At 73.1% G+C, this 25,769-nt stretch carries 17 protein-coding genes; 5 read left to right on the plus strand and 12 right to left on the minus strand.

Features of this window, described 5'->3' with window-relative positions; all coding sequences use genetic code 11:
• Window positions 1-2: 2 nt before the first annotated feature.
• On the minus strand, window positions 3-1,727 hold the full coding sequence (locus ACIA8L_RS24860) for an HEXXH motif domain-containing protein (RefSeq protein ID WP_395908464.1): 1,725 nt from the start codon (window positions 1,725-1,727) through the stop codon (window positions 3-5).
• Window positions 1,724-2,893, minus strand: coding sequence for an FxsB family cyclophane-forming radical SAM/SPASM peptide maturase (locus ACIA8L_RS24865; protein WP_395908466.1), 1,170 nt, complete (start codon window positions 2,891-2,893; stop codon window positions 1,724-1,726). The genes ACIA8L_RS24860 and ACIA8L_RS24865 overlap by 4 nt, the downstream gene beginning before the upstream one ends.
• Before the next feature lie 58 nt (window positions 2,894-2,951).
• On the opposite strand from ACIA8L_RS24865, the gene ACIA8L_RS24870 reads away from it, so the two are divergent.
• Complete coding sequence (locus ACIA8L_RS24870) at window positions 2,952-3,818, plus strand: alpha/beta fold hydrolase (protein WP_395908469.1); 867 nt, start codon at window positions 2,952-2,954, stop codon at window positions 3,816-3,818.
• A gap of 9 nt (window positions 3,819-3,827) precedes the next feature.
• On the opposite strand, the gene fxsT (ACIA8L_RS24875) is transcribed toward ACIA8L_RS24870, so the two are convergent.
• On the minus strand, window positions 3,828-7,397 hold the full coding sequence (gene fxsT, locus ACIA8L_RS24875) for an FxSxx-COOH system tetratricopeptide repeat protein (RefSeq protein WP_395908472.1): 3,570 nt from the start codon (window positions 7,395-7,397) through the stop codon (window positions 3,828-3,830).
• A 240-nt stretch (window positions 7,398-7,637) separates the two neighbouring features.
• On the opposite strand from fxsT (ACIA8L_RS24875), the gene ACIA8L_RS24880 reads away from it, so the two are divergent.
• The 3 genes from ACIA8L_RS24880 to ACIA8L_RS24890 all read left to right on the plus strand — a co-directional run bounded on the left by ACIA8L_RS24880 (window position 7,638) and on the right by ACIA8L_RS24890 (window position 10,294).
• Window positions 7,638-9,329 (plus strand): RyR domain-containing protein, encoded by a 1,692-nt coding sequence (locus ACIA8L_RS24880; RefSeq protein WP_395908475.1) that lies wholly within the window; start codon window positions 7,638-7,640, stop codon window positions 9,327-9,329.
• A 16-nt stretch (window positions 9,330-9,345) separates the two neighbouring features.
• Window positions 9,346-9,819, plus strand: a complete 474-nt coding sequence (locus ACIA8L_RS24885; RefSeq protein WP_395908477.1) for a hypothetical protein — start codon at window positions 9,346-9,348, stop codon at window positions 9,817-9,819.
• Between the two features lie 91 nt (window positions 9,820-9,910).
• Complete coding sequence (locus tag ACIA8L_RS24890; RefSeq protein ID WP_395908480.1) at window positions 9,911-10,294, plus strand: hypothetical protein; 384 nt, start codon at window positions 9,911-9,913, stop codon at window positions 10,292-10,294.
• A 100-nt stretch (window positions 10,295-10,394) separates the two neighbouring features.
• Here ACIA8L_RS24890 and ACIA8L_RS24895 read toward each other — a convergent pair whose 3' ends face one another.
• The 6 genes from ACIA8L_RS24895 to ACIA8L_RS24920 all read right to left on the minus strand — a co-directional run bounded on the left by ACIA8L_RS24895 (window position 10,395) and on the right by ACIA8L_RS24920 (window position 18,937).
• A complete protein-coding gene (locus ACIA8L_RS24895; RefSeq protein ID WP_395908482.1) occupies window positions 10,395-10,742 on the minus strand; it encodes a hypothetical protein in 348 nt (115 codons plus the stop codon).
• A 16-nt stretch (window positions 10,743-10,758) separates the two neighbouring features.
• Entirely contained in the window at window positions 10,759-14,697 is a 3,939-nt protein-coding gene (fxsT, locus tag ACIA8L_RS24900) for an FxSxx-COOH system tetratricopeptide repeat protein (protein ID WP_395908484.1), read from the minus strand.
• 8 nt (window positions 14,698-14,705) lie between these two features.
• The gene (locus tag ACIA8L_RS24905) at window positions 14,706-15,932 is read right to left on the minus strand and encodes a TIR-like protein FxsC (protein ID WP_395908486.1); all 1,227 of its coding nucleotides are present in this window, start codon (window positions 15,930-15,932) and stop codon (window positions 14,706-14,708) included.
• 125 nt (window positions 15,933-16,057) lie between these two features.
• Window positions 16,058-17,209, minus strand: a complete 1,152-nt coding sequence (locus tag ACIA8L_RS24910; RefSeq protein WP_395908488.1) for a hypothetical protein — start codon at window positions 17,207-17,209, stop codon at window positions 16,058-16,060.
• The gene (locus ACIA8L_RS24915; RefSeq protein ID WP_395908490.1) at window positions 17,206-17,697 is read right to left on the minus strand and encodes a SigE family RNA polymerase sigma factor; all 492 of its coding nucleotides are present in this window, start codon (window positions 17,695-17,697) and stop codon (window positions 17,206-17,208) included. Before ACIA8L_RS24915 ends, ACIA8L_RS24910 begins: the two co-directional genes overlap by 4 nt.
• Window positions 17,698-17,737: 40 nt before the next feature.
• Window positions 17,738-18,937 carry an ROK family protein gene (locus ACIA8L_RS24920; RefSeq protein WP_395908492.1) on the minus strand — a complete coding sequence of 400 codons (1,200 nt, stop codon included), beginning with the start codon at window positions 18,935-18,937 and terminating at the stop codon, window positions 17,738-17,740.
• A 181-nt stretch (window positions 18,938-19,118) separates the two neighbouring features.
• Here ACIA8L_RS24920 and ACIA8L_RS24925 point away from each other — a divergent pair, with 181 nt between their 5' ends.
• A complete protein-coding gene (locus tag ACIA8L_RS24925; protein WP_395908494.1) occupies window positions 19,119-20,207 on the plus strand; it encodes a hypothetical protein in 1,089 nt (362 codons plus the stop codon).
• A gap of 57 nt (window positions 20,208-20,264) precedes the next feature.
• On the opposite strand, the gene ACIA8L_RS24930 is transcribed toward ACIA8L_RS24925, so the two are convergent.
• The 3 genes from ACIA8L_RS24930 to ACIA8L_RS24940 all read right to left on the minus strand — a co-directional run bounded on the left by ACIA8L_RS24930 (window position 20,265) and on the right by ACIA8L_RS24940 (window position 25,713).
• Window positions 20,265-23,810 (minus strand): choice-of-anchor D domain-containing protein, encoded by a 3,546-nt coding sequence (locus ACIA8L_RS24930; protein ID WP_395908497.1) that lies wholly within the window; start codon window positions 23,808-23,810, stop codon window positions 20,265-20,267.
• A gap of 173 nt (window positions 23,811-23,983) precedes the next feature.
• Window positions 23,984-24,649: a response regulator gene (locus ACIA8L_RS24935; RefSeq protein ID WP_395908499.1), complete on the minus strand. Its 666-nt coding sequence runs from the start codon at window positions 24,647-24,649 to the stop codon at window positions 23,984-23,986.
• Window positions 24,646-25,713 carry a sensor histidine kinase gene (locus ACIA8L_RS24940; protein WP_395908501.1) on the minus strand — a complete coding sequence of 356 codons (1,068 nt, stop codon included), beginning with the start codon at window positions 25,711-25,713 and terminating at the stop codon, window positions 24,646-24,648. The genes ACIA8L_RS24935 and ACIA8L_RS24940 overlap by 4 nt, the downstream gene beginning before the upstream one ends.
• Between the last annotated feature and the right edge of the window lie 56 nt (window positions 25,714-25,769).

Here is a 25,769-nt window from a genome sequence, read left to right on the forward strand (position 1 = left end):
TGTTATCTGCGTTTGACCAGTTCAGAAGCGGCGTTTGTATTTCCTTCGCGTTGCACCGCGGAAACGGCGGCACGAAGTAACTCCGGCCGGGTCGTCAGGAGCCGGGTGACCAGGTCGCGGTGGCCGTCGCGATCGGCCGCGAGGGTGCGGGCGACGGCCAGGCCGATCCAGGCGTCGTCGTCCTCGGCGTCCGCGTCGAGCCGGGCCAGGCAGGCCCGCTCGGCGCCGCCGGGGTCGTCGTTGAGCAGCATAAACCCTGGTGTGTGCCGGTCAGGGCCATTCGGCTCGGCCGGGCCGGTGTGGCCGTCGAGCCATTGATGGAGGTCGGCGAGCAGGCCGGGGGCGTCGGCCGGGCCGCGGACGGCGCCGGGGGTGATCGCGCCCCGATCGGCCAACGAGCGGGGCGGCGTGCCGAAACGCAGGAATCGGGTCAGTTCTTCGATCTCACCCGGGCTTGCCTGTGCATTGATGAGCAGCCAGCGAGTTGTTTGCGCGGTGACGAACAATAGGGTCTTCGCCTTGATGTCGGGTGCGATCTCCTCGGTCTCCCAGTCGTCGAGGGTCGCCCGCAGGATGGTGCTGAATTGTGTGCCCGCCGGGGTCAATTCACCGCCGTTGATCAGGCCGTCGACGGCGAGCCGATTCATGGCCCGCCAATATGTGAACTGGGCGGCGGCCCGGCGCGTGTCGGCATCCGGACTGTGCCGGCGCACCCGCCAGTAGTCGGTGACGCCGGTGTGGGCGTAGACGCCCTGGAGCAGGGCGCCGGTCGGGCGGGGATCGAGGCGCCACGGTGCGTGGAAGCCGGGGGCCCCGGGGCCGGGCCGCTCGTGCAGGTCGACCAGGTCGAGCAGGGCGCCGAGCTTGGCGTGCATGTACTCGTGGATCAGCAACAGCGCCAGATCGGCCGCCGTGTCCGGGATGGACACCGCGATCGCGCCGGCCGCGTGGCGCGACGCGGCGCTGATCATCGTGCCGTTCTCGGGCGTCGCCAGGGGCACGATCGCCCGGACGCTGTGCCGGATGCCCTCGGCGTGCCCCGGGTGGCCGGCCTCGATGAGCTGCCAGGCATCGGCGAGGAGCTTCTCGAGGTGCTGGGCGCGGGCGTCGGGCAGGTACGACAGCGGCTGCCACTGATAGGAGTTGCGGTACGGGTCGAGGTCCTCGATGACCACCGTCCAGCCGGGCAGGGTCACCGTGCGGCGGGGCCGCCAGCCGGGTCCGTCCAGCTCGACGACGGTGCCGCCGGAGCCGGTGAAGCGCACCGTCCCGGCTGTACCACAGACGCTTGCCGGTCCTGGTCCAAGCCCGGCCGCGGCGCCCAGCCCCGGCAGGCAGGCGGCCCCGTCGACCGTCGGGACGGTGACGTCGAACGGCAGCCCGGCCTCGATCGCGGCGGCGGCACCATAGGCGGCGAGGTGCCCGAGCAGGTCCGCGTCGGCGTCGCCGTCGGCCAGGCGGTGCAGGCACAGGGTCGCCCAGGCGTCGAGGTGGGGGTGGGTCAGGACGGCCGGCCCCGCGACGGCCGGCCCGGCGGCGTCCTCGGCCCGCGTGAGCAGCTCCGCGGCGGCTTGCGACGAGTCGGCGAACGGTGTCGTGCGTGCTGCTCGCAGTACCATGGCGACCAGGGCTTTGCGCTTTGCCAGCTGGCCGTCGGCGAGCACGGCCATGGCCGTGGCGTCACCGTAGCCGGACGCGATGCCCGCGAACTGTTCGGCGCCGATCATCCGGCCGCCGCCTGGGTGAGGTCGGCGCGCACCCGGGCGCCGATGTGGGTGATGAGCGCGAGGAGGTCCGCGCAGTAGACGGAAGGGTTGTCGAATCCGTTGTCCGCGGAGAACCGGTGGGCCCGCAGGCCGCCACCGCACACGGCGACGACCGGGCAGGCCCGGCACTGGGCGGACAGGGCGTAGGGCGCGGCGACGGCGAGGTGATCGAGGACGTCGTCGAGGCTCTGGCCGGTGACGGCGAGGCCGGTGGCCGGGCCGCCCGCTTCGGTGGTCTTCAGCGCGTCGGACTGCTCGTAGGTGCCGTCGGTCTCGACGGTGACGATCCCGGGCTCCTCGCCGCCGATGGACTCGGTCCCGCTCGGCAGGCCGAACAGGCGGGCGATGATCGACTCGAAGATCCGGATCCGGGTCGGCTCGGGGCGCTGCCCGTACCAGCGCTCGAAGACCTCGATCAGCCAGGTGCCGTAGGCCAGGGGCCGGTCGTGCTTCGGCGGCGGCGTCGTCCAGTTGCCGTGCGGCAGCAGCAGGTCGACCCGGGGCGGGCGGAACGCGAGCAGGCCGTCGAGGACCGCGCCGGGGTCGTTGTCGACGTCGATGGTGCACAGCAGCCCGCCGTACACGGGCGCGTGCTCCGGGCGCATGAGCAGCTCGATCCCGGCCGCGATCCGGTCGTAGGAGCCGCGGCCGTTGGCGTAGCGGCGGTGCCGGTCGGTCGCGGCCCGATCGCCGTCGACGCTGACCCCGACCCGGACGCCGTACTCGTGGAACAGTTCCAGGAACCGCTCGTCGATCAGGATGCCGTTGGTCTGCATCGCGAACCGCACGGCCGGGAACGCGGCCCGGATCTGCGCCAGCGCCGCCCCCAGCCCCGCGTGCCCGGCCAGCAGCGGCTCGCCGCCGTGCAGCACCACCTGCAGGTCCGTCAGGTCATGGGCGCGGGCGTGCTCGCGGATACGGCCGGCGACGGCGGCGACCGTGGCCGGGCTCATCGTCGTCGGCCGGGTTCGCCAGCTCTGGTCGATGCTCTCGTACATGTAGCAGTAGTCGCAGCTCAGGTTGCAACGACTGTGAATCTTGAGGATCAGCTGGCGCATCGGCGGGCCCACGTGGACCAATGGTGGGGTCGCGGTCAGGCGTTGTCCAGCGAATCGTCCCAAGCTCATTCCCGCTCGGTATTCTGAACGCTCCCGCGACGGCGCGTAGCGCTGAAGGAGGCGGACCGTGTTCAAGTTCCTCGACCTGGGCAGCGGCCGCTCGATCGCCTACGAAGACTCGGGCAAGCCCGCGGGACGGCCGGTGTTCCTGCACCACGGGACGCCCGGCAGCGGCGACGGACCAAAGCCACGGCATTCGATTTTGTACCGCCTGGGCGTGCGACTGATCGCCTACTGCCGGCCGGGCTACGGCGGGTCGAGCCGGCACGCGGGCCGCACGGTCGCCGAGGCCGCCGCCGACGTGCGCGCGCTGGCCGACGCCCTGGAGCTGGAGACGTTCGCGGTCCTCGGCCGCTCCGGCGGCGGCCCGCACGCGCTGGCCTGCGCGGCGCTGCTGCCCGACCGGGTCACGCGGGCCGCCGCCCTGGTCAGCCTGGCCCCGGCGGACGCGGTGGGCCTGGACTGGTACGGCGAGATGGTCCCCTCCAACCAGCGCTCCTTCCGGGCCGCCGCGCTCGACGAGGACCTCATCGTCGAGCAGCTGCGGCTGCGGGCCAACCGGGTCCGCGACGACCCCGCCCACCTGCTGCGCCAGCTGCGCGAGGAGATGCCCGCGGCCGACCTGCGGGTGGTCGACGACATGGCGATCGAGCGGCTGCTGCTGCGCACCTACGCGGCCGCGCTCGGCGACGGGCCCTACGGCTGGATCGACGACCTGCTCGCGCTGCGCGCCGACTGGGGTTTCCGCCTCGACGGGATCGAGGTGCCGGTGCGGCTGTGGCACGGCAGCGACGACCGGTTCGCGCCGGTCAGCCACACCCGCTGGCTGGCCGAGCACATCCCGCACGCGCAGCTGGAGGTCGAGCACGGGGCCGCGCACTTCGGCGCGCTGCGGGTCATGCCCCGGATGATCCGCTGGCTCGCGGAGGTCTGAGCCCGACGCTCAGTAGGGATCGATGGTTGTCGGATTTCGGACAGCGGCCAGCGGGTGGTCGTCGCCGAGGACCCGGCGCAGGCGCTCGGCGAGGCCGGCGACGGCATCGGGCTCGTCCGCGAGGAGGGCGGCGTTCATCGCGGCGGTCAGCGCGTGCGGGTGGCTGGCGCCCAGCGCCGCCTCCAGCTCGGCCGCGGCCCGCACCGCCGGCTCGAGGTCGCGCTCGCCGGCCGCCCAGGCGACGAGGGCCAGGTTGGCCCGGGCCGTGACCGTGCGCGGGTGGTCCGGGCCGAGCTGGTCGTGGTAGCGCTCGGCGACGCCGGTGAGCTCGGCCCGGGCCCGCTCCACGTGCCCGGTCGCGAGGAGGGTGAGCCCCCAGCTGTGCCGGCAGGCGAGGGTCTCCGGCCCGGCCGGCCCGCCGCCGTCGGCGAGCTGCTCGTAGGCGCTCTCCAGCAGCGGCGCCGACTCCGCGGCCCGGCCGTCGAGGCGCAGCGACACCGCGCGGCTGGTGCGGACCTTCAGCGCGGCCCGGGAGTGCTCGCCGAACGTGGCCGCGCACACCGGCTCCAGCGCCCGCAGCAGCTCGGCCGACTCGGTGTAGAGCCCGGCGTCGCGCAGGTCGCGGCCCAGGTTCGCGGCCGCCCGCAGGACCGCCGGGTCCCGGTCCGGCCCCGGGAACGGCCGGAACGTGCGGACCCGGTCGTCGCAGCGGCGGGCCGCCCGGTAGCGCCCGGCCGCCCGGTAGGCGGTGGCCAGGCCGTTGAGCGCGTTGAGGGTGCGGGCGTGCTCGGCCCCGACGACCCGGGACCAGGCCCGGTAGGTGCGCCGGGCGAGGTGCAGCGCGTCCGCGTACTGCCCCAGCGCCCGCAGGTCGGCGGCGAGCCGGTCGCGGGTGGCCAGGGTCGCCGGGTGGTGCCGGCCGAGCAGCCGCTCCTGCTCCCGGGCCACCTCCTGGTTGAGGGTCAGGGCCTCGGTGTAGCGGCCCTGGTCGCGCAGGATCCCGGCCCGCACGCCGCGCAGCTGCTGCAGCCGGCGCTGGTGCTCGGGCCCGGTCCACTCGGCCTCGACCCGCAGCGCGAGCCGCTCGCCGCGGCCGGTGTCGCCGGCGTGGCGCAGCCGCCGGACCCGGTCCACGACCAGGCCGCGGACCGTCTCGTCGCGGCATTCGGCGGCGGCGGAGGTGTCCAGGTGCGGCCAGATCAGCTCGTACTGCGGCCAGGACCGCGGGTCGTCGACGTCGTGGCCGCGGCTCAGCCCGGCCAGGACCAGGTGGACCTGGTGGCGGGCCTCGCGCCGGTCCTCGGCGGTCATCCGCTCCCGGACCACCCGCTGCAGCAGGGGGTGCATGTGGATGCGGCCGCCGGGCAGGTCGGGGCGCAGCAGGCCGAGCCGGCTGATCTGCTGCACCAGCGCGGCCGGCATGACCCGGTCGGCGACGGACTCGTCGTAGGGCTTGAGGACCTCGGCCATGGCGTCGCTGTACACGACCCCGGTCGCGGTGTCCGGTGCCAGCACGGAGAACAGCTGCAGCAGCCGGTGCGCGCCCGGCGACTGGGCCCGCAGGCGGGCCAGGGAGCGGTCGAACGCGCCCTCGACGGCGGGCAGTTCGAGGCGGTCGCGGCCGATGCGGGCGAGGTAGCCGGCGACCGTCGCGCCCGGGGCCCGCAGCGCCTGGGCCGCCGCCGCGACGGCCAGCGGGAGATCGCCGAGGGCCTCCGCGACCGCGTCGGCCTCCGTGGTGGTGATCTCCGGGACCTGCCGGCGCAGGTACACGATGCTCTCCTCCCGCCCGTAGACCGCCACCGGCACCGAGGCGAAGCCGCCGCCCCAGGACAGGTTCCGGGAGGTGATGAGGACCTGCCCGCCGCCCTGCGGGAGCACCCGCTTCACCTGCTCGTAGTCCTCGGCGTCGTCGAGCACGACGAGCCAGCGCCGGTGCGGCTCACCCCGGCGCAGGGCCCCCAGCACGGCCGCGGGCGCCACCCCCAGCGCGCCGGCCAGCCCCTCGACGCCCGCGTCCAGCGCGCCGCAGTCCAGCCACCAGACGAGGTCGTAGGCGGCCCGGAACCGGTGGACGTACTCGGCGGCGATCGTCGACTTCCCGGCCCCGCCCAGGCCGTGCAGGACGACCGGCCCGGGCCGCGGCCCGCCGTGCTCGTCCGGGCGCAGCCGGTCGCGGAGCCGGTCGATGTCGGCCTGGCGCCCGGTGAACCCCGCGGGCCGGGCCGGGGCCTGGAAACAGGCCGGCTCGACACCCGGGTAGCGCAGGGCCCCGGCCCGGCGGGGCTCCTCGTCCCGGCCGACCAGGCGGAGCAGGGCCCGGGCGGCCTCCGGTTCGCCGAGGCCGTCGAGGCGGGCCGAGGCGTGGTCGGGGAACGCGGGCAGCTCGGCCACGCCGTCGGTGTAGACGGCCAGCGGCGGGCGACCGGCGGCCCGGCCGGCGAAGCGGCGCTGGGCGTCGGCGGCACCGCGGCCGGCCGAGATGACGATCAGCTCGCGGGGCGCCCCGGTGGCCGGCGTGCCGTTGCCGTGTATGACGGTCACCTTGGCCGCGGCCAGGGTCTCGGCGATCCACTCGGCCCATACCCGGTCCTCGGGGGTGTGCCGGAGCAGGACCCGGTCCTCGCGGGTCGTGGTGAGCCGCAGGTACTGCGCGGCGGCCCGGTACCGCAGCTGCTCATCGACCGGCGCCAGGCCCTTCACGGTGCCGTCGGTGAGGTACCAGGCCAGCCGCTCGTAGGCGGCCAGCAGCGAGTCCGGCTGCCCCGGCAGGTCCGTCAGGGTCGCGAGGACCTCCTCGTAGGCGTACGCGGACTGGTAGGGCACCTGCACGTCGCGCCAGTAGGCGTCGGCCTCGTCGGTGCTCAGCCCGGCGGGCAGGCCGGCCAGCCGCTCCTGGGCCGCCCGGCGCCCCGCCTCGGCCCGGGCCCGGTCGGCCGGGTCGACCCGCATCGGCACCGGCAGCACGCGCGGCGGGTGCTCGGCCTCCCGGGTGGCGGCCGCGGCCCGGGCCGCCCCCTCGATGCTCTTGGCGCTGAGCGTGAAGCAGGCCAGCACGTCGTCAGGCAGGTGCGCGAGGCAGATCTGGGCCAGGTCACCGATGCCGGCCGGGCTGTCGATGAGCGTGTAGTCGTAGCGGACGCTCATGTGCCGGCGCAGCGCGTCGAGGAACTCACCGCCGCCCGCGCGGTAGAAGTCGTCCCAGTCCAGCCCGCCGAGGCCGCCGAGCGTGCCGGCGTAGGCCGCGTCCTGGCGCCCGGCCGGGAGGAAGTCGATGCCGCCGGCGAAGTGCGGCCAGTGCACGGTGACCGGCGGGGTCACCGCGAAGGGGTCGACAGTGGCCCGCTCGAAGCGGCGGAAGAGGTCGGTGACGCCGCCGGCCCGGTCGACCTCGGCGGTGTCGAGGAACGGGTGGAGGTACCGGTGCAGGCCCGGTGATTCCAGATCCCAGTCGACGACCAGGACCCGCCGCCCGGCCGCGGCCAGGATCCAGGCCGTGTTGGCCGCCGCCATCGTGCGGCCCGAGCCGCCGGCGAAGGAGTGGAACGTGACGACGCGACCCTCTGGCTGCTGCGGCACCCGTCGATCGTCCCCGATATCCGGGCCGTCGCCAAAACATTCATGCGAAATTCCTCACGCATCGGCATCTATGAGTCAGGCTTCGATTACCGCACACTGGAGATCCGGGATAGTCCTTTAGGAAAGTTGGCGCCGGCCGACCAGGTCTCAACCGACGAGGCCGGTGTCGCCTGACAGGGGTGGGCGGTGGCAGGGCCGGAGCGGGGCGGGGGCCGGCCGGGTGCGACCATTCTGCGGACCGTGTTCGGTATTGCCGGAATCGTCGCGCTGATTCTGGGCCTGATCGGCATGCGGAAGTTTCTCGCCGCGGAACGGGCGGAACGGGACTGGTTCGACACGTTCTACTACACATTCCAGCTCTATGTGCTCGGCTCCGATCCGCTGCAGGACCCGCAGGCGCCGCTGCCGTGGGAGCTGCAGTACGCGCGGTTCCTGGCCCCGCTGTTCACCCTCGCCACCCTGGTCGACACGATCCGCCTGCTGCTCGCCGGGGAACTGCGCAAACTGCGCTCCCGCACCGCCCGCCGGCACGCCGTGGTCTGCGGTGACACCCCGTTCGCCAAGGCCCTGGCCGAGCAGCTGTTCGCCACCGGGGAGCGGGTCGTGGTCGTGCGGTCCGCGCCGATCCGCGCGTTCGAACTGCGCCACCGCCGGTTCCTCGGCGTCTCCGGCGACCCGCGCTCGTCCGAGGTGCTGCGGGCCGCGGGCCTGCGCCGGGCCCGATACCTCTACATCTGCGGCGACGACGATCAGTTCAACCACGCCGTGTCGGTCACCGCCGGCACCGAGCTGCAGCTGCGGCGCTCCTCACCGTGGATCTACGTGCAGCTCAACCGCCAGCAGACGTGCCACCTGCTGCAGGCCCGGCGGCTCGGCGCGGCCGGCTCCAACCGCTTCCGGCTCGACTACTTCCACGTCGACGACGCCGCCGCCCGGACCCTCTACCGACTCAACCCGCTGCGCTCGCCCGAGCCCGGCGGCCCGCCCGTGCGCCTGCTCATCTCCGGCGACGGCTCGTTCCCGCGGGTCCTGCTGGTGGAGACGGCCCGCTACTGGCGATCGCGGGGCGGCCGCCGCGACCAGCTGCAGATCGACGTCATCGGCACCGACGCCGGCCGCACCCTGGCCACCCTCCTGGCCCGGTTCCCGTTCCTGGACTCCGTCTGCCGGGTCCGCGCCCACAACGAGCTCCTCGATACCTGGCTGCCGCGGATCACCCGGCCGGCCCGCTACGACCGCATCTACCTGTGCCACCGCGACGAGGAGCGGATGCTCGACCTGGCCCTGGAGAGCACCGAGCTGTGGCTGGCGGTCAGCGACGCCGTCTTCGTCTGCACCTACCGGGCCACCGCCCTCGCCGACGCGTTCCACGGGGGCGAGCACAACGACCTCCTCGACGAGGTCGGGCGCAAACTGCGGGTGTACCCGATCACGACCCGTGCGTGCGACGCGCACCTGATCGCCGAGGATCTCACCGAGCGCCTCGCGATGCGCTTCCATCAGCGGTACCTCCAGACGACGCACGGCAACGCGAGCCCGACCAGCGCCGTCGCCTGGTCGCAGCTGTCGGAGTCGATGCGCAACGCCAACCGGGCCCAGGTCCAGGGCATCGCGGCCAAGATGCAGGCGATCGGCTGTGTGATCGCCGTGCGCAACGGCGAGGACGGCCTGATCACCGAGCGCGAGCTGGAGCAGCTGGCCGAGCTGGAGCACGGCCGCTGGTGCGCGGAGCGCGAAGGCCGGGGCTGGCGCCACGACACGCGGCGCGACGACCGCCGCCGCCGCCACCCGGACCTGGTGGCATGGCAGGATCTGCCCGAGCCCGGCCGCGAGAAGGCCCGCGACGCCGTGCGCTACATGACCGAGATGCTGGCCGACGAGGGCTTCACCATCGTCCGGCTGCACGAACCGATCCGCGCCACGACCGGCTGACCTTTGGGGGGACCGCATGCGCATCGGCATCACGGGCCACACCAACCTCACCGACGGCACCGCCGAAGCCATCTACGCCGCCCTGCTCGCGGAGCTGTCCGCGGCCGGCCCCGGCCTCATCGGCGTGACCTGCCTGGCCGACGGCGCCGACCAGCTCTTCGCCCGCGCCGTCGACGCCGTCGGCGGCACCTACGAGGTGATCCTCCCGGCCCCCGACTACCGCCGCTTGGTCGCCCCCGACCGCCGCGACGACTTCGACACCCTCCTGGCCGCCGCGGCCACGGTCGTCCCGACGGGCGAACGCCACGCGGGCCGCCGCGCCTACGTCGCCGCCAACCACATCATGCTGGCCCGCGTCGACCGCCTGCTCGCCGTCTGGGACGGCCACGACCACGGCCCCCCGGGCGGCACCGCCGACGTCGTGACCCGAGCCCGCGCCGCCGCCCTGCCACTGAAAGTCATCTGGCCCGCCGGCGCCCGCCGCGCGTAGAGCGCGCGCTTCGGCGCGCCCGTTCGCCCATCAGCGTGGGCCGGCGACTATCCGGCCCGCGACCGGCCAGGCCGGCCATACGCTGGCCGGCATGGCGGAACGACTGCTCGCCGCCGTCCTCACGGTGTGGACCGCGGTAACGCTGCTGTGCCAGGTGCCCGGCCCGCTGTCCCGCCGGCTCCGCGCGCTCGACGCGTGCTCGCTCATCCCGTCCTGGCTGCTGTTCGCCCCTCACCCGCCGCGGCACGACTACGTGCTCGTCCGCCGCACCGGCCGGCCGCCGGAGCTCACCGCACCCTGGACCCGGATCCGCTGGTGCACGCCAGTGCCGAATGGGCTGGCGCCCCTGCTGAACCCGGCCCGGCGGGAGACGAAGGTCCTGCTCGACAGCGTCGGCGAGCTGCTGGCCACGGCTTCGGGCCCCGGTCGCGTTGCGCGGCCACCGCGGCTCGCCTCACCGTCGACCTGGCGCTGACGGTGCCCCTGGCGTCGGCGCTGGAGCACGCGCTCGAGCGTGGCGCCACCCGGATCGCAGGGCGCGGCGGCCGGGCGGCCGGGGGACTCCTGGCCGGCGTTCAGCCGGCTTTGGTGCTCGGGCGGGTCGCGATGATCCGCTCGAGCCCGGCGTCGTGGCGCTCCGGCGATTCGAACTTGTCCAGGACCTCGCGGGCCGCGGCCAGCTGGCGAATGATCAGCGGCTGCAGGTCGAACAGGTTGAACTGGGAGAGCGCCCGGTTCCACACGGTCAGTGAGGTGGCGCCGACGTAGGCCGAGACGGCGGTGCCGATCGCGGCGAGACCGGCCGCCACAATCTGCAGGCTGGCCTGCGAGGTCGTCATGCAGACCGCGAACGCGACGACGAGCAGCGCCAGTCCGGTGGCCGCCGACACCTGCACGATGCGGTAGGCGCTGCGGGCCGCCATTTGCCCACGAAGAACATCAGGTGGGCGGCGGGGAGATGTCGCAGTTGAGCCGGCGGCCCTCCTCCATCGCCACCGTGTTGGGGTGGTTCCCGCCCAGCCGGCGGCGGCTGCGGTCCAGCGTCGCGGTGAGCAGCTCGTCGGCGCCGGGGCCGTCGCCGGTGCTGCGGCGGCTCACCACGAGGTTCGCGGCGGCCGCGAGCGAGTCCGGGTTGTCGGGGCCGAGGACCCGGTCGAACGCCGCCGTCACGCTCTCGTCGATCGCGCGGGCGGCCTCGAGGTCCCCGGCGTCGACGAGCGCGTTGGCCAGGTTGATCCGGCTCGACAGCGTGTAGGGGTGCTCGGCGCCGAGCGCCCGCTCGAACAGCACCGCCGCCTGGTCCGACAGCGCCCGGGCGGCCTCGGCCGCGCCGTTGAGGCGGACGAAGATGGCCAGGTTGTTCAGCGCCGCCAGCCGGAACGGGTGCCGCTCGTCGTACAGGGTCTCGTAGCCGGCCAGCACCTGCCGGGCGATGCGCTCGGCGGCCTCGCCGTTGCCAAGGGCCGACTCCTCGAACGCGGCGTTCATGAGGCACGACAGCGTGTCCGGGTGCTCCTCGCCGTGCAGGTCGCGGTAGCGCTGCAGGGTGTCCCCGGTGAGCTGGCGGGCGGCCCGGATGTCGCCGAGCTTGCGCAGCGTCACCGCCATGTTCTTGGCCGCCCGCAGCGTCGCCGGGGCGGAGTCGCCGAGCAGCGCGCGGTATGACTGCAGGGCCTTGTCCAGCAGCTCCTTGGACTCCTCGAAACGCCCGATGGCCCGCAGGTCGTGTGCGTAGTTGTTGGCGGCCAGCAGCGTGTAGAGGTGCCGCTCGCCGAACACCCGGCGCCGGCGGCTCAGGGTGTCCTCGTCGTAGTTGGCCGCGCCGTTGAAGTCGCCGACGAGGCGGAGCGACACGGCCACGTTGTTGGCGGCCGACAGCGTCCGGTCGTGGTCCTCGCCGAACGTGCGCTGGGCTCGCTCGTAGGCGTCCTCGGCCAGGACCCGGGCCTCCTCGAAGCGGCCCAGTGCCCGCAGGTCCGCGGCCACGCCGCCGGCGGTCATGACGATGTAGGGGTCGTCCTCCTCCTCCACCGTCTCCTTGAGCCGCTCCAGGGCCCGCTGGTCGATGTCGAGGGCCCGGTCGAACATGGCCTGGGAGCGCAGCGCGTTGCCGAGGTGGAAGTCCAGCAGCAGCGTCACCTGGTCCTCGCCGATGCGGGAGTCGCCCCGCCACTGCTGCACTGTCTCCTCGGCCAGCTCCTGGCTGCTGGAGAAGTCGCCGCGGGACCACAGGTAGCGGACCACGTCGACGACGAACAGCCGCACCTGCATGTCCGAGGAGTGGTTGGCCCGGGAGCCGCGCACGTGCGGCAGGAGCCGGGCGTAGGCGGGCCAGCTGGCGACCTCGTCGGGGTCGGCCCGCTCGGCGGTGGCCAGGACCCGGTAGACGTGCTTGCGGTTCTCCTCCCGCTCGGCCGGTGTGAGGCTGTCCTGGATGACGGCCTGCACCAGCCGGTGGATCTGCATGATGGTCTGGCCGGAGTCGACGGAGGCCAGGGCGTAGCGGCCGATCTGGCGGATCAGGCGGCCCTGCCGGATCGGGTCGTGCAGCGCCGGGTCGTACTCGAGCAGCGGCTGCGTGAACCGGGGCGTGTACAGCAGCCGCGTCGGGATCGGCTCAGGCGCGAAGAACGCGCAGATCTCCAGCAGCTTCGCGGCCGCCGGGGACTGCTTGCGCAGCTGTTCGAGGGACAGCTGCCAGGTCGCGGCGGTCGAGCGGTCGTAGCCGACGGGCGGGTTCTCGTCGAGGATGCGCAGCGGCTGGGTGTCGAGCAGCTCGAGGTAGCGGATCACCGGCATGCCGGTCTCCGACAGCCAGGCCGCGGCCTGCTCGATCGCCAGGGGCAGGTCGCCGAGGCGGTTGGCGACGGCGTCCGCGTCGGCGACGGCCAGGCCTTGGACCCGCCGGGTCAGGAACGTGATGCTCTCGGACCGGCTGAACGTGGTGATCTCCACGACCGTGGCGTCCTGCGTCCACTCCTGGTTGCGGGAGGTCAGCAGCACGTGGCCGGGGCCCTGCGGGATGAACTCGCGGATCGTCTCGGGGTCGCCGACGTTGTCGAAGATGAGCAGCCAGCGGCCGGGGCGGCCCTGGCGCAGCGCGTCGCGGACCTGCCGGACGCTCTCGCCGAGGGTGTCGGTCTCCTGCAGCCTGAGTTCCCGGGCCAGCTCGCCGAGGGCCGAGCGGACCTGGGAGACCTGCTCGGCGGAGATCCACCAGACCAGGTCGTAGTCGGCCGCGAAGCGGTACGCGTATTCGATCGCCACCTGGGTCTTGCCGACGCCGCCGAGGCCGTAGAGGGCCTGCGGCACCACCACCGTGACGCTCGCGGACAGCCGGTCGCGCAGCTGCTCGAGGGTGTCGCGGCGGCCGGTGAAGCCCGGGTTGCGCTGGGGGACGTTCCAGATCGGCGGCAGTACCCCCGGGAACCGCGGCCCGGTCTCCTCCAGCAGGACGCCACCGCTCGGCGAGTGCTGCGGCACGCCGAGCGCGCTCAGCAGCGCCTCGTGGGCCCGGTCGCGGGGCTGGTTGGCCAGCTCGGCCGGGAGCCGCTCGGTGAACGGCGGGCTGAGCCGGGTGCTGTCCAGCCGGATCGGCACGACCGCCGGGGTGCCGGCCGAGCTGCGGCTGTCCAGCAGCGCCCACAGCGGTGCGGCCTGCGGCGAGGAGACGTAGTCCTTGGACAGCAGCACCAGGGTCCGCCCGACGGTGGCCAGCCGCCGCTCCAGCTCCCCGGTGAAGTGCGGGCCGGCGACGGAGTCGATGTCCAGCAGCATGACCCGCATGTCGACGTCGACCAGGCGCTGCTGAATCCACTCGGCCCACATGCGGTCGACGGCGGCGTAGCTGATGAGCACGTCGGAGGCGCTACTGGGCCGGGGCCGCTCGAACTTCTGCAGCCAGCGGCGCCGCTCCGCCTCGTCGATCGCGGGCATTTCGCGGACGCCGCCCTGTGTCAGTACCCCCGTCAGCCGTTCAAAGGCGGCGAGCAGGGAGGTCTCCAGGCGCGGCCGTTCCGCGAAGGTCGCGAGGATCTCCTCGTAGGCGAAGTACGGCTTGTACGGCACCTCGACGTCGCCCCAGTAACGGTTGGCCTCGTCCGGGCTGCCGTGCTCCAGGAACGGCCGGAACCGCCGCCGGGCGTAGTCGCGGCCGATCTCCAGTTTGAGCTGCTCGGCGTCCTCGACCCGCATCAGCGCCGGCAGGAACCGCAGCGGCCGGCCGCGGCGCTGGTGGCGGATCGACTCGCTGACCGCGACGGCCCCGTCGACGCTCTGGATGCTCAGCGTGAAGCAGTTGACGACGACGTCGGGCAGCAGCACGGTGCACACGCCGGCCGCGTCGGACAGGCCGGTGCGGCTGTCGACGAGGATGTAGTCGTAGTGCTGGCGCATGTTGCGGGCGAGGGCGTCGATGAAGGCCGCGCCGGGCAGCCGGTCGTAGAACTTCGGCCAGTCGAACGTGCTCACCGCGGCCGCGTAGGAGCGGGTCTGGCGGCCCGACGGGAGCAGGTCGACGCCGCCCTTGCCGGGGAAGCGCCATTCGAGGGAGACGGCGTGGTCGAGGACCTGGGCGGTGGCGTCGATCCAGCCGAGCTCGTCGTCGCGGTCGGGCTGCAGCGCGGCGGTGACGAAGCCGGTGAGCATCTCGATGACGCCCGGGGAGTTGCGCAGCTCCTTGTCGAGCAGGAACGGGTGGAAGTAGCGGTGCAGGCCCGGCGACTCCAGGTCCCAGTCGACGACGAGGACCCGGTAGCCGTTGCTGGCCAGGATCCAGGCCACGTTCGCGAGGGTCATCGTGCGGCCGGAGCCGCCCTTGTAGGAGTAGAAGGTCACGATCTGGCCGGACGCCGCCGGCGCCCGCTCGGTCACGGTCATCGTGTCTCCTACGGTCCTTCGAGGATGGGGCGCGGGGCGTAGTCGCCGGGGGGCGGGCGGCGGTAGACGCGGCCGTCGGCCACGAGCCGGTTGCGGGCCTCGGCCAGCACGACCGCGAGGTCGGCCTCGAACGACGGCCACGTGAGCACGCTGCGGCGCAGCATCACCTCGTCGAGGCGGCGCTCGTTGTTGCCGAGGGTGTCGTGCATCAGGTCGGCCAGGCGGGCCCGGTGGGCCTGGGTCTGCGGGTCGGCCGCGCTCATCACGACGAGCATCGCGGAGACGTGATCGCGGTGGTGGTCGTACTCCAGCAGCTGTTCGCGGTGGGCGGCGATGTCCGCGCTCCACGGGTCGACGAGCATGACGACGATGTGGTTGTACTGCTGTGCCACCTTCACCCGGTCCGCGAGCCGGTCGACCCCGGTGAACATCGACTCGAACCCGTATTCGGAGGCGACCTTCTGGGCGTAGTCCCGCAGCGGCTGCGGCTGCCCGGGCCCGAACGGCGCCCAGTCCAGCACGTCGGCGCCGTAGAAGCCGCCGTCGCGCTGCACGGTCTCGGCCTGGGCCCGGGTCGGCGCGGCGATCACGAAGTGGATCATCTGCCCGGTGCCGAACCGGGCCGGCAGCTCCCCGCCGTCCTCGGCGCCGCGGACGGAGCCGTGGAAGGCGCTCTCGAGCCGGTCGAAGTCCAGGTCGAGGGAGGCCAGCGGCGGTGGCGGGGTGCGGGCGGCGGCGACGATGTGCTCGGTGACGGTGGAGAGGAAGTCGATGTAGGCGTCGTGCATCCGCTGTAATCGCAGCAGCTGGCGCAGGCCGCGCCGGCGGTAGTCGTCCTCGGGCACGTCGAGGTCGTAGTGCACGGCCTGGGCGACCGGCGGCAGCTCCCGCGGCGGCAGCCACACGATCGGGATCAGGCCCTGGATGCGGCTCGGGTCCTCGGGCCGGGCGCCGTTGGACCGCTGCTCGAACAGTCGCCACTCCTTGCCGCAGGGACGGCTCAGGAAGTAGGCCGGCGAGTAGAGCGCGAGAAAGCTCGAGCACTCGCCGATCGCGTTGACGAGGGCCTGCGGCCACAGCTGGCCCGGCTCGATGTTGTGGTTGTCCAGGAAACCGACCTCGACGTCGTGCCCGACGCCGGCGTGCACCCGCACTTCACTGCAGAGGTCGTTGTAGAAGCGTCTTACGAAGAGGTCGTCCGGACCGCGCGCGTAGCTGAGGAAGAAGTAGAGCACACAGCCTCCGCGGACATCTTGAATCCGACCCCCGAGCCGCCTGACAGGATCTCAGTATATAGATCAACATGCGCGGCAACAGCCCCGCCGATCACTCGATCGGCGGGGTCCGGTCGCGAATTGTCCTAACCGGCGAGCCGTTCCGGCCACGTCGAGGGGTCCCGCGCGTCGCCCTGCCATCGCAGCCCGGCCGCGATCGCCGCCTGCTCCGCGCCGCCGGTCACCGCCACGGGATAGCCGTTCACCAGGCTGGTCGCCGCGGCCGGGCCGGTGCCCGCGGAGGCGCCTGGGCCCGGGGAGATGCCCGGGCCCGGGGAGATCCCGGCGCCCGGCTGCGGCCCGTAGAACGTGTCCAGGAAGACCTTCGTGCGGGCCGGGCCGGCCCCGACCTGGATCGCCGACTGCAGGATCCGCGACGGGCGGCCGGTGCTGTCGCGGAAGTCGTAGCCGGTGAGCGCGGCCGAGCACGCGACGACCGCGGCCCCGGGTGGCAGGTGGCCCAGCCGCAGCGGTGAGGCGCAGCGGCGCGGCCGGTCGAAGCGCAGGTCGCCGGTCAGGGCCACGGCCGCCGCCAGGTCGGGCGACCCGTTCGCCTGGGCCAGGTACACCTGCGCCCACAGGCCGTCGGCGGGCTGCCAGCGCACCGAGAACTCGTGATCACCGGCGTACCCCTGGGCCGGGCGGCCGCCGACCGTCAGCGGGACCTTGGCCACGGCGGCCCACTCGGTGCGGGCCCGCTCGGCGAAGAACGCGTCGAGGCCGGCCGGGTCGCGGGCCAGCCCGGCGCCGAGGCGCAGCTGGTCGGAGCGGAGCCGGTCCAGGGTCTCGACGCCCCCGCCGGTGGTCCAGGTGACGATGCCGGCCTGGTCGAGCCAGCCGGCCATGGTGAAGTGCAGCAGCGTGGGGTCGGTGCCGACGGCGGCCGCGCCCGCGGGCGCTCCGGCCGCGAGCGGCAGGTCCGGCACCCGGCCCGCGGCCGCCGCGCCGCGCTCGAAGGTCCCCGGGAGCGGAAACAGGGTGACCGCGCGCGACGAGGAGGGCGACGGGGACGGGGAGGGCGGCCCGTCGGACATGAGGCCGGGCCCGCCGCCCGGCAGCAGGGTGAGCGCCGCGACGGTGGCCAGGACGGTGCCGGCGCCGGCGCGGCCGCCGAGGATCCAGGCCCGGCGCCGCCGGCCGCGCCGGACCGCGTTCGCGGCCAGGGTCGCGGTGTCCACGGGCGCGGCGGCCCGGGTGCCGAAGGCGTCGCGCAGGTCCCGCTCGAGTTCGTCGATCATGCCGGCTGCTCCGTCTCGGGTCGTCGGGTCCGGGCCCGCATGGCGGCGAGCGCGCGCTGGGCGGTGGTGCGGACGGTGATCGGTGAGCAGCCGAGGATCTCGGCGATGCTCTGGTCGTCCAGGTCCTCGTAGTAGCGAAGGACGAGCACCGTGCGCTGCCGCGGCGGCAGCCGGGCGACGAGCCGCAGCAGCCGGTCACGCTCGGCGATCGCGGTGCCGATGTCCTCGGGGCTGGCCGCCTCCAGCGGCTCCGGGACGCTCACCTCGCCGTTGGATCGCTTGCGCCACCAGGACGCGTTGGCATTGACCAGCATGCGCCGCACGTAGATGTCCGGCCGGTCGGCCCGCGACACCTTCCGCCACTGCACGAACGCCTTCGCGAGGACGTCCTGCACCAGGTCGTCGGCCCGGTGGTCGTCGCCGGTGAGCAGGCGGGCGAAGCGCACCAGCGCCGCGCCGCGGCTGTGCACGAACTCCTCGAACGTCACTGTCTACAGACGCCGCGAGCGGTGCGTTCTGTTCTGCTCTTTATTGGGCGGTGGCAAAGGGGATGGTGTCGATGCCCAGGGCGAGGGCCACGGCCCCGAGGGCGGCCGCGCGCGGGGTGAGGGCGCTCCGCACGACCTCGACCGCCTCGGCCGCCGCGGCCAGGGCGGTCTCGGCCAGCCCGCGCTGCAGCGGCTCGCGCAGCAGCTCGGTCGCGGCCCCGAGCTCGTCGCCGAGCAGGACCCGCTGCGGGTTGATCAGGTTGACCAGGTTGCCCAGCGCGTAGCCGAGCTGCGTCCCGGCGTCGATGATGAGCCGCCGGCAGCCGGGGTCGCCGGCGTGCGCGTACTCGATCAGCCCGCCGAGGTTCTGCAGCTCCGGGTGGCTCTGCCGGGCGTGGGCGAGCAGCGCCCGGCCGCCGACCGCCAGCTCGACGCAGCCGCGGTTGCCGCACCGGCAGACCGCGCCGCGCGCGTCGAGGGTGACGTGCCCGAGCTCGCCCGCGGTGCCGGCCGCGCCCCGGTAGAGCCGCCCGTCCAGGACGATGCCGGCGCCGATCCCGGTGGCCAGCTTGACGTACACGAGGTCGGTGCAGCCGCGGCCCGCGCCCCACACGTATTCGCCGAGGGCGGCCAGGTTGGCGTCGTTGTCGACCCGCACCGGCAGTCCCAGCCGCGCGTTGAGTTCGTCGGCCGGGCGCAGGTCGGCCCAGCCGGGCAGCATCGGCGGCGAGCCGATCCGCCAGTCCCGGGTGATCGGGGCGGGCACGCCGAGCCCGACGCCGACGACGTCGTCGCGGGTCGCCCCGACGTCGCCGAGGGCGGTGTCGACGAGGGTCACGGCCAGGTCGAGGGCGTCGGCGGGCCGGTCGTCGATGTCGAAGTCGGTGACGGCGGCCCGTTCGGCGATGACCGCGTGCCCGAGGTCGGCGACGGCCACCCGGACGTGGCGCCGCCCGACATCGGCGCCGACGGCGACGCCGGCCCGGCGGGTAAGTTGCACGACGGATGCGGGGCGCCCGCCGACGGGCCGGGCCGCGGCGCCGACCTTCTCGCTGACGAGCCCGGCCCCGCCGAGGTCGGTGAGGACGGCGGACACGGTCGGCCGTGAGAGGCCACTGAGGGTGACCAGCTCGGCCCGGGTCCGCGGCCCGTAAAGCCGCAAGGTCTCGGCGACCCGCTTGGCGGTCCCGCCGAGCTCGCGGCGCCACAGGTCGCGGGGATGCGTCTGCTGCGCCGCCACGGCGCGTAATACTTCATGGCCGTCAATAGTTATGTCAAGGCCTTACCGAACCTCGTCGCCCACACGCGGCCTTTTGCGCCTTTGCGCGGGTCCGATGTCCGGTGTACGCAAGCCGACAGCGGACCGCGCCCGGCGGGCCGCACAGTAGGACTCCGCATCGACCCAAGTCGATTGGAGCCTTATGCTTCCCCGCCCCCGCCAGGTCGTGGCGCTCATCGCCGCGGTGTTCGCGGCCGTCCTGCTCGTCCCCAGCGCACCGGCCGCGGCCGCCACCGCTGACCGGTTCGGGTTCGCGTACGTCGACAATCCGGCGGTACCCACGTGGACCGCACTGCCGGCGCCGTACCAGTACGGCACCTGGTCGTCCGCGCTCACCGCGACCGGCGGCAAGGTCGCCACCGGGCGGTTCCTGGTCCGCTTCCCCAACGTCGCCACCGGCCCGAAGGGCAACGTGCACGTCACCGCGGTCGCGAAGGACGGCCGGTTCTGCGAGACGGTCCGCTGGTACGCCTCCGGCGCCGACCAGATCGTCGACGTCCAGTGCTTCAAGGCCGGCGGCACGCCCGCCGACACCCCGTTCACGGTGCTGTGGACGGTCAGCTCGGGCGCCATCTCCCCGGTGCCGGGCACGTACGCCTCCGTGCAGGTCATGTCCAACACCCTGATCCAGTCCTACAACTCGACGGCCGGCGCGGTGTCGATCACTCCGATCGGCGTCGGGATCTACAGCGTGTTCTTCGGCGGCGTCGGCGAGACCAGCGGCCTGCTGTCCGGCAACGTGCAGGTGACCGCGGCCCAGCCGAACGCCGGTCCGCGCCGCTGCAAGATCATGCGCGAGTTCACCTCGGGCCCGGACGTCATCGTCTACGTCGCCTGCCACGACCCGGTCTCCGGCGCCCCGATCTCCAGCGACTTCACCGCCTCCTTCCACCGCCAGCGCTCGGTCTACGGCTCGTTCGCGCCGCCGAAGTACTTCGGCTACCTGTCCATCCCGTACACCGGCCCGACCAACTTCAACTACCCGCTCGGCGTCGGCGCCAACGGTGCGTCCAGCCTGGGCACCGGCGTCTACGTGGTCAAGTTCCCGTCCCTGCACGAGAAGGCCACCACCACCCAGGTCACCGCGATCGGCGACGGCCCCGGCTACTGCACCATCCATTCACTGTGGCAGCAGCTGGCCAGCGACGCCGCGGTCCCGGTGGCCTGCTTCTCCAACGCGGGCGTCCCGCAGGCCAACCCGTTCAGCATCACGTTCTCGTCGAGCGCCTGAACACGACAGCGCCGCCGGAGCCCGTGAAGGTTCCGGCGGCGCCGTCGTGCGGGGGTGTTACGAGTTCCACACCTGGAAGGTGGAGAGCTGGCCGGCCGGCCAGCCCGAGTTCGACGTGAACGTCACCCGGTAGTACCGCTGGGTGGTGGCCGTGAACGTGATGGTCACGGTGTTGTTCGCGCCGGGCGTGAAGCTGTAGTCGGTCGCCGCCTTCAGCTCGGTGAAGGACGAGCCGTTGGTGCTGCCCTGGACCTGGATGCGCTGCGTGCGCGCACCCCAGCCGGCGGGCAGCTGCAGGACGACCCGGGACGCGGTCTGGGCCGAGCCGAGGTCGACCTGGACCCACTGCGGGAAGGCGTTGTTGACGCTCTCCCAGTAGGTGTTCTGGTTGTTGTCCACCACGTTGCCCGACGGGTACACGTCGTTGTGGCTGGACTCGCCGGTCGCCTTGCCCGCGGCCAGGTCGGTCGGCGCGCTGCCGGCCCCGGTGCCGCTCAGCGCGACGGTCGTCGGGCTGTTGTTGGCGTTGCTGGTGACCGTGAGCGTGCCGGTGCGGCCGCCCGAGGCCGTCGGGCGGAAGGTCACGCTGACGGAGCACGAGGCCCCGACCGCGATCGCGCCGCAGTTGTTGGTCTGGGCGAAGTCACCGGAGACGCTGACCCCGGAGACCGTGGCGGCCGCGGTGCCGGTGTTGGTGATCGTGACCGACTGCGCCGCGCTCGTGGTGTTGAGCGCCTGGGTGGCGTAGGTCAGCGACGACTGGGAGGAGCTGAGCACCGGGGCGTTCGGGGTGCCGCCGCCGCTCGGGTAGACCTCCAGCTCGGACAGCTGCGCGGCCGGCCAGCCCGAGTTCGCGGTGACGTTGACGCGGACGTACCGCACGCTCGTCGCCGGCACCGTGATGGCGACGGTGTTGCCACTGGCCGGGTTGAAGGTGCGCCCGGCCGAGGCGGACAGGGTGCTGAAGTTGGTGCCGTCGGTGCTGCCGGTGACGGACAGCGTCTGCGTGCGGGTCGCCCACGCGGTGTCCGGCGGCAGCTTCAGCGTGACCTTGCCGATGCTGGTCGCGGCGCCCAGGTCGACCTGGATCCACTGCGGGAACGCGTTGTTGGCGCTCTCCCAGTAGCTGGCCGCGTTGCCGTCGGTGGCGGTGGTCGCGGCCTGCGTGCCGTTCACCTGACTGCTGGCCGTCGCGGTCTTGTTCAGCGCGATGTTGGTGTCGGTGCCGATGCCGCTGCCGGACAGGCTGACGACCGCCGGGCTGTTGTTGGCGCTGGTCGTGGCTGTGAGCGAGCCAGTGCGGGAGCCCGAGGCGGTCGGCGTGAACTTGACCGTCACGGTGCAGGACGCGCCGACGGCGATGCTGCTGCCGCAGGTGTTGGTCTGGCTGAAGTCGCCCGACGTCGCGATGCCGGAGACGGTCGCGGCGGTGGTGCCGGAGTTGTTCAGCGTGACCGTCTGGGTCGCCGACGACGCGCCGACGACGGTGCCGCCGAAGGTCAGGCCGCCCGGGCTGGCGTTGACGATCGGGCCCGGGGCGACGCCGGTGCCGGAGAGGGGCACCGAGTTGGCGATGCCGGAGGCGGTGATGGACAGCGAGCCGGTGCGCGAGCCCGCGGCCGTCGGCTTGAACGTGACGGTGACGGTGCAGGACGCGCCCGCGGCCAGGCTGCTGCCGCAGGTGGTGGTCTGGGCGAAGTCACCGGTGACGGCGATCGTGCCGATCGGGGCCGAGGCCGAGCCGGAGTTGGTCACCGTGACCGCCTGCGAGGCGCTGGTGGAGCCGGTGACGACGGAGCCGAAGCCGAGCGCGCTCGGGCTGATGTTGATGTTCGAGCCGTTGTCCGGCAGGTACGGCGGGAACGTCGGCGTCTGCAGGTTGGAGCAGGCGCTGGTGGACAGGCCGCTGTTGCCGCCGCCGTCGGTGAGCGTGAAGCCGACGCCGCAGTTGTAGATCGCGGCCGGGGCCTGCACGCCGGTGGCGGTGGAGTTGGAGATCGTCGCGCCCCCGCCGACCTGCTCCTGGATCGCCCAGGTGCCGGTGTTCTGGATGGTCGCGTTGTTGATCTTCACGTTGGAGATCTGCGAGCCCGAGACGAACTGGATCGCCTCGAACGGGCTCTGCTGGATCAGGATGTTGTCGACGTTGGTCAGGCCGCTCATCACGCCGTCGCGGGCGTCGAACCACAGCGCGCCCACGCCGAACTGCCAGTTGGGGTCGAGGCTGCCGGAGCGGATGATCGTGTTGCGCAGCACGTCGGTGCGGCCCAGCGTCGTGGAGGCGAAACGCTGCGCGACGTGGATGCCGCCACCCTGGGTGAGGCCGGCGTCGACGACCCGGTTGTCGGTCACGAAGTTGTCGTGGCCGCCGTAGATCGCGATGCCGTTGGCCAGGATCGGGTACTGCACCGTGTTGTGGTCGAACGAGTCGCCGGAGTCGGCGTTCTGCTCGGCCCAGGTGGCCAGGCCGTCGTCGCCCGCGTTGCGCACGTCGCTGTTGGTGACCCGCGAGTTGGTGACGCCGTTGTGGAAGTTCACGCCGTCGGCGGTGAAGTTGCGCAGCCGCAGGCCGCTCATCACCAGGTTGGTGAACGGCCCGTCCATCCAGGCGCCGACCTTGGTGTGCTCGATCCAGACCCGGTCGACGGTGGAGTTGCTCATCGCCCCGCCGATGCCGTTGACCTGGTCGGAGTCGTTGCGCTCCTGGACGTTGCCGAAGATGGCGAAGTCGGCCAGGTGCACGTTGGCGCTCGGCGTCGGCGCGTAGTTGCCGTAGAAGCCGATGCGGTCACCGGTCGTGCGGGAGCGCCACATGCCGGCGCCCTTGATGGTGATGTTGTTGACCGCGATGTGGCCGAGAATCTTGAACGTGCCCTCGGGGATCCACACGGTGCCGCCGGCGCCCGCCTGCGCGATCGCGGCGTTCATGGCCGACGTGGAGTCCTGCCCGCCGGTTGGGTCGGCGCCCTTGCTGGTGATGGAGACCGAGCCGGACGGCTGGGACAGGGCCGGGCCGACGTTCTCGAAGTCGGCGAAGTCGATGGTGTACGACGACGCGGTCGAGTCGGAGTCGACCTGCAGCTTGAACTTGGTGCCGGCCGGGTAGGTCGTCGGGAAGAGCCGGTTGACCTCGTCGTAGAAGTGGTGCGGGTTGCCGCCCGGCTGGTTGCTGAACGGGTAGCTGCTGTAGTACCAGCTGTACGCGTTGGTCAGGGTGAAGTTCGTGCTGCGGGTCCCGTTGATGTACAGCGAGAGCGGCGCCGTGTAGACCGAGCCGCCGGAGGTGTCCGGGATGCTGTAGCGGAACACGATCGAGTTCGTCGCCACGGGCGTGGTGAACTCGACGTACTTGCCCTGGCCCTGCAGGGTCACGGCCTTGCGGTAGGACGCCTCGGCGGGCAGCGTGTTGTAGGCCGCGCTGGGCCCGATCTGGGTGCCGTTGGTGGCCGCGTTCTCGGCCTGCACCTCGACGTAGGGCAGGGTCGCGCCGACGCCGCCGGTCGCGGCGGCCAGAGCCGGGGTGGCGACCCAGACGGCCACGCCGGCCGCGGCCAGCGTGGCCGCGGCGACCAGCGCCGCGGTTCGCGCTCTTGGTATGCGCATGGCTTGCCAACTTTCGATGAGCTGGGACGAGCCCCGGGCGGTGGCGGTCGCGGCGGGGCCCGATCGGGGGTGTGCACCGGTCGGCGGATGGTCGGCGCAAGAGGGACCGTAACCCGAGTGACACGAGTGCGCAATATCCAGACGCATCTCCGCAAGAGCATGACGGAACCCGGTCATCCTCCGGGCCGCACCAGCCCGCTCTCATAGGCGAGGACCACTAACTGCACGCGATCCCGCAGGCCGAGCTTGGTGAGGACGCGCCCGACGTGGGTCTTCACGGTCGTCTCGGCGACCCGCAGCCGGTCGCCGATCTCGGCGTTGGACAGCCCCTCGGCGACGAGCAGCAGCACCTGCCGCTCCCGGTCGGTCAGCAGATCGAGCCGGCCCGATCCGACCGACCCCCGCGAGGCGGCCGGAGCGGGCACGACGAATTGATCGAGCAAGCGCTTGGTCACGCGCGGCGCCACTACCGCGTCCCCCGCGGCGATCACCCGGATCGCGGCGAGCAGGTCACTCGGGGGCGCGTTCTTCAGCAGGAACCCGCTGGCCCCGGCCTGCAGGGCGGCGAACGCGTCCTCGTCGGTGTCGAAGGTCGTCAGCACCAGCACACGGGGGCCGTCGGGCCACACGGCGATCTCGGCCGTCGCCGCCACCCCGTCCATCACCGGCATCCGGATGTCCATGACCACCACGTCGGCGGCCACGGTCTTGAGCAGCCCCAGCGCATGGGCACCGTCGGCCGCCTCGCCGACGACGGTCATGTCGGCCTGCGCGGACAGGATCATCTTGAACCCGGCCCGGACCAGGTCCTGATCGTCGACGAGGAAGAGCTTGATCATCCGGACACCGGGATCGCGGCCCGCACCTGCCACCCACCGCCGTCGAGCGGGCCGGCGGCGAAGGTCCCGCCGTGCATCGCCACCCGCTCCCGCATGCCGACCAGGCCGTGCCCGTCCGAAGCGCCGCCGGTGGACGCGGTCCCGTCGTCGGTGGCGGTGATGAGCAGATCATTGCCGGACCGCTCGAGCTGGACCACCAGGGAGGCCCCCGGGCCGGCGTGCCGCAGCGTGTTCGTCATCGACTCCTGCACGATCCGGAACACGGTGAGCTCCTCGGCCGCGCCGAGCTCGCCGGCCGAGCCCTCGATGCGCAGCGCCAGCCCGGACTCGGCGAGGTCCGCCAGGCGCGGGCGGCGGCGATCCTCCGGCGCCACGGCCGGCCCGCGCAGCACGGCCAGGACCCGGCGCATGTCGGTGAGCGCGGTCCGGCCGGTGGACGCGATGGTGTCCAGGGCCTGGCGGGCCTCCGCGGGCGAGGTCTCCACGACGTAGGCGGCGCCGTCGGCCTGGACGATCATCACCGACAGGCTGTGGGCGATGACGTCGTGCAGCTCCCGTGCGATCGCGGCCCGCTCGTCGGCGGCGATCAGCCGGGCCAGCTGGTCGCGCTCCTCCTCCAGGGAGGCGATGTAGAGGCGGCGGGTCCGCACCGAGTAGGCGCTGACCCACACGGTCGCCGTGACCGCGCCGACCACGCTGAACACGATCCAGAAGCTGCCGGTGTGGTTGCGCCACTCGGTGACGGCCGCGATCAGCACACCGACGGCCGCTCCGCCTCCGGCGACAATGCCCCAGAGCAGCTTTTTCTGGTACTTCACGACGCTGTACATCGCGATGAGCACACAGACGTCGACCATCCGCACGGCCGGGCGCACCGCCAGCTGGACGAGCGCGAGGCCGTAGACCGCGGCCGCCACCGGCACCGGATAGGCCCGCCGGAGCAGCAGGGTCAGGGCCATCACGGTGCCGATGACGAGGATCGGCACCGGGGCCAGGTGCCGCTCGAGGTAGAGCAGCGCCAGGACGCACGCCACCCCCGCCGCGTCGAACAGCCTCGACCTCACGACGTCCAGCCTAGGTCCCGCCCGGCGGGTCATGTCGAGCCGAGACAGAGTCCAGG

It is taken from the genome of Dactylosporangium sp. NPDC051541 (genome assembly GCF_044454505.1).
Classification (GTDB): Bacteria; Actinomycetota; Actinomycetes; order Mycobacteriales; family Micromonosporaceae; genus Dactylosporangium.

Bases quoted from the DNA above. Each gene is read 5' to 3' on its own strand.
- ACIA8L_RS24890 (WP_395908480.1), top strand. From the start codon at position 9,911: ATGGCGGAACGACTGCTCGCCGCCGTCCTCACGGTGTGGACCGCGGTA.
- ACIA8L_RS24860 (WP_395908464.1), bottom strand. From the start codon at position 1,727: ATGATCGGCGCCGAACAGTTCGCGGGCATCGCGTCCGGCTACGGTGAC.
- ACIA8L_RS24925 (WP_395908494.1), top strand. From the start codon at position 19,119: ATGCTTCCCCGCCCCCGCCAGGTCGTGGCGCTCATCGCCGCGGTGTTC.
- ACIA8L_RS24885 (WP_395908477.1), top strand. From the start codon at position 9,346: ATGCGCATCGGCATCACGGGCCACACCAACCTCACCGACGGCACCGCC.
- ACIA8L_RS24935 (WP_395908499.1), bottom strand. From the start codon at position 24,649: ATGATCAAGCTCTTCCTCGTCGACGATCAGGACCTGGTCCGGGCCGGG.
- ACIA8L_RS24930 (WP_395908497.1), bottom strand. From the start codon at position 23,810: ATGCGCATACCAAGAGCGCGAACCGCGGCGCTGGTCGCCGCGGCCACG.
- ACIA8L_RS24865 (WP_395908466.1), bottom strand. From the start codon at position 2,893: ATGAGCTTGGGACGATTCGCTGGACAACGCCTGACCGCGACCCCACCA.
- fxsT (WP_395908484.1), bottom strand. From the start codon at position 14,697: ATGACCGTGACCGAGCGGGCGCCGGCGGCGTCCGGCCAGATCGTGACC.
- ACIA8L_RS24910 (WP_395908488.1), bottom strand. From the start codon at position 17,209: ATGATCGACGAACTCGAGCGGGACCTGCGCGACGCCTTCGGCACCCGG.
- ACIA8L_RS24895 (WP_395908482.1), bottom strand. From the start codon at position 10,742: ATGGCGGCCCGCAGCGCCTACCGCATCGTGCAGGTGTCGGCGGCCACC.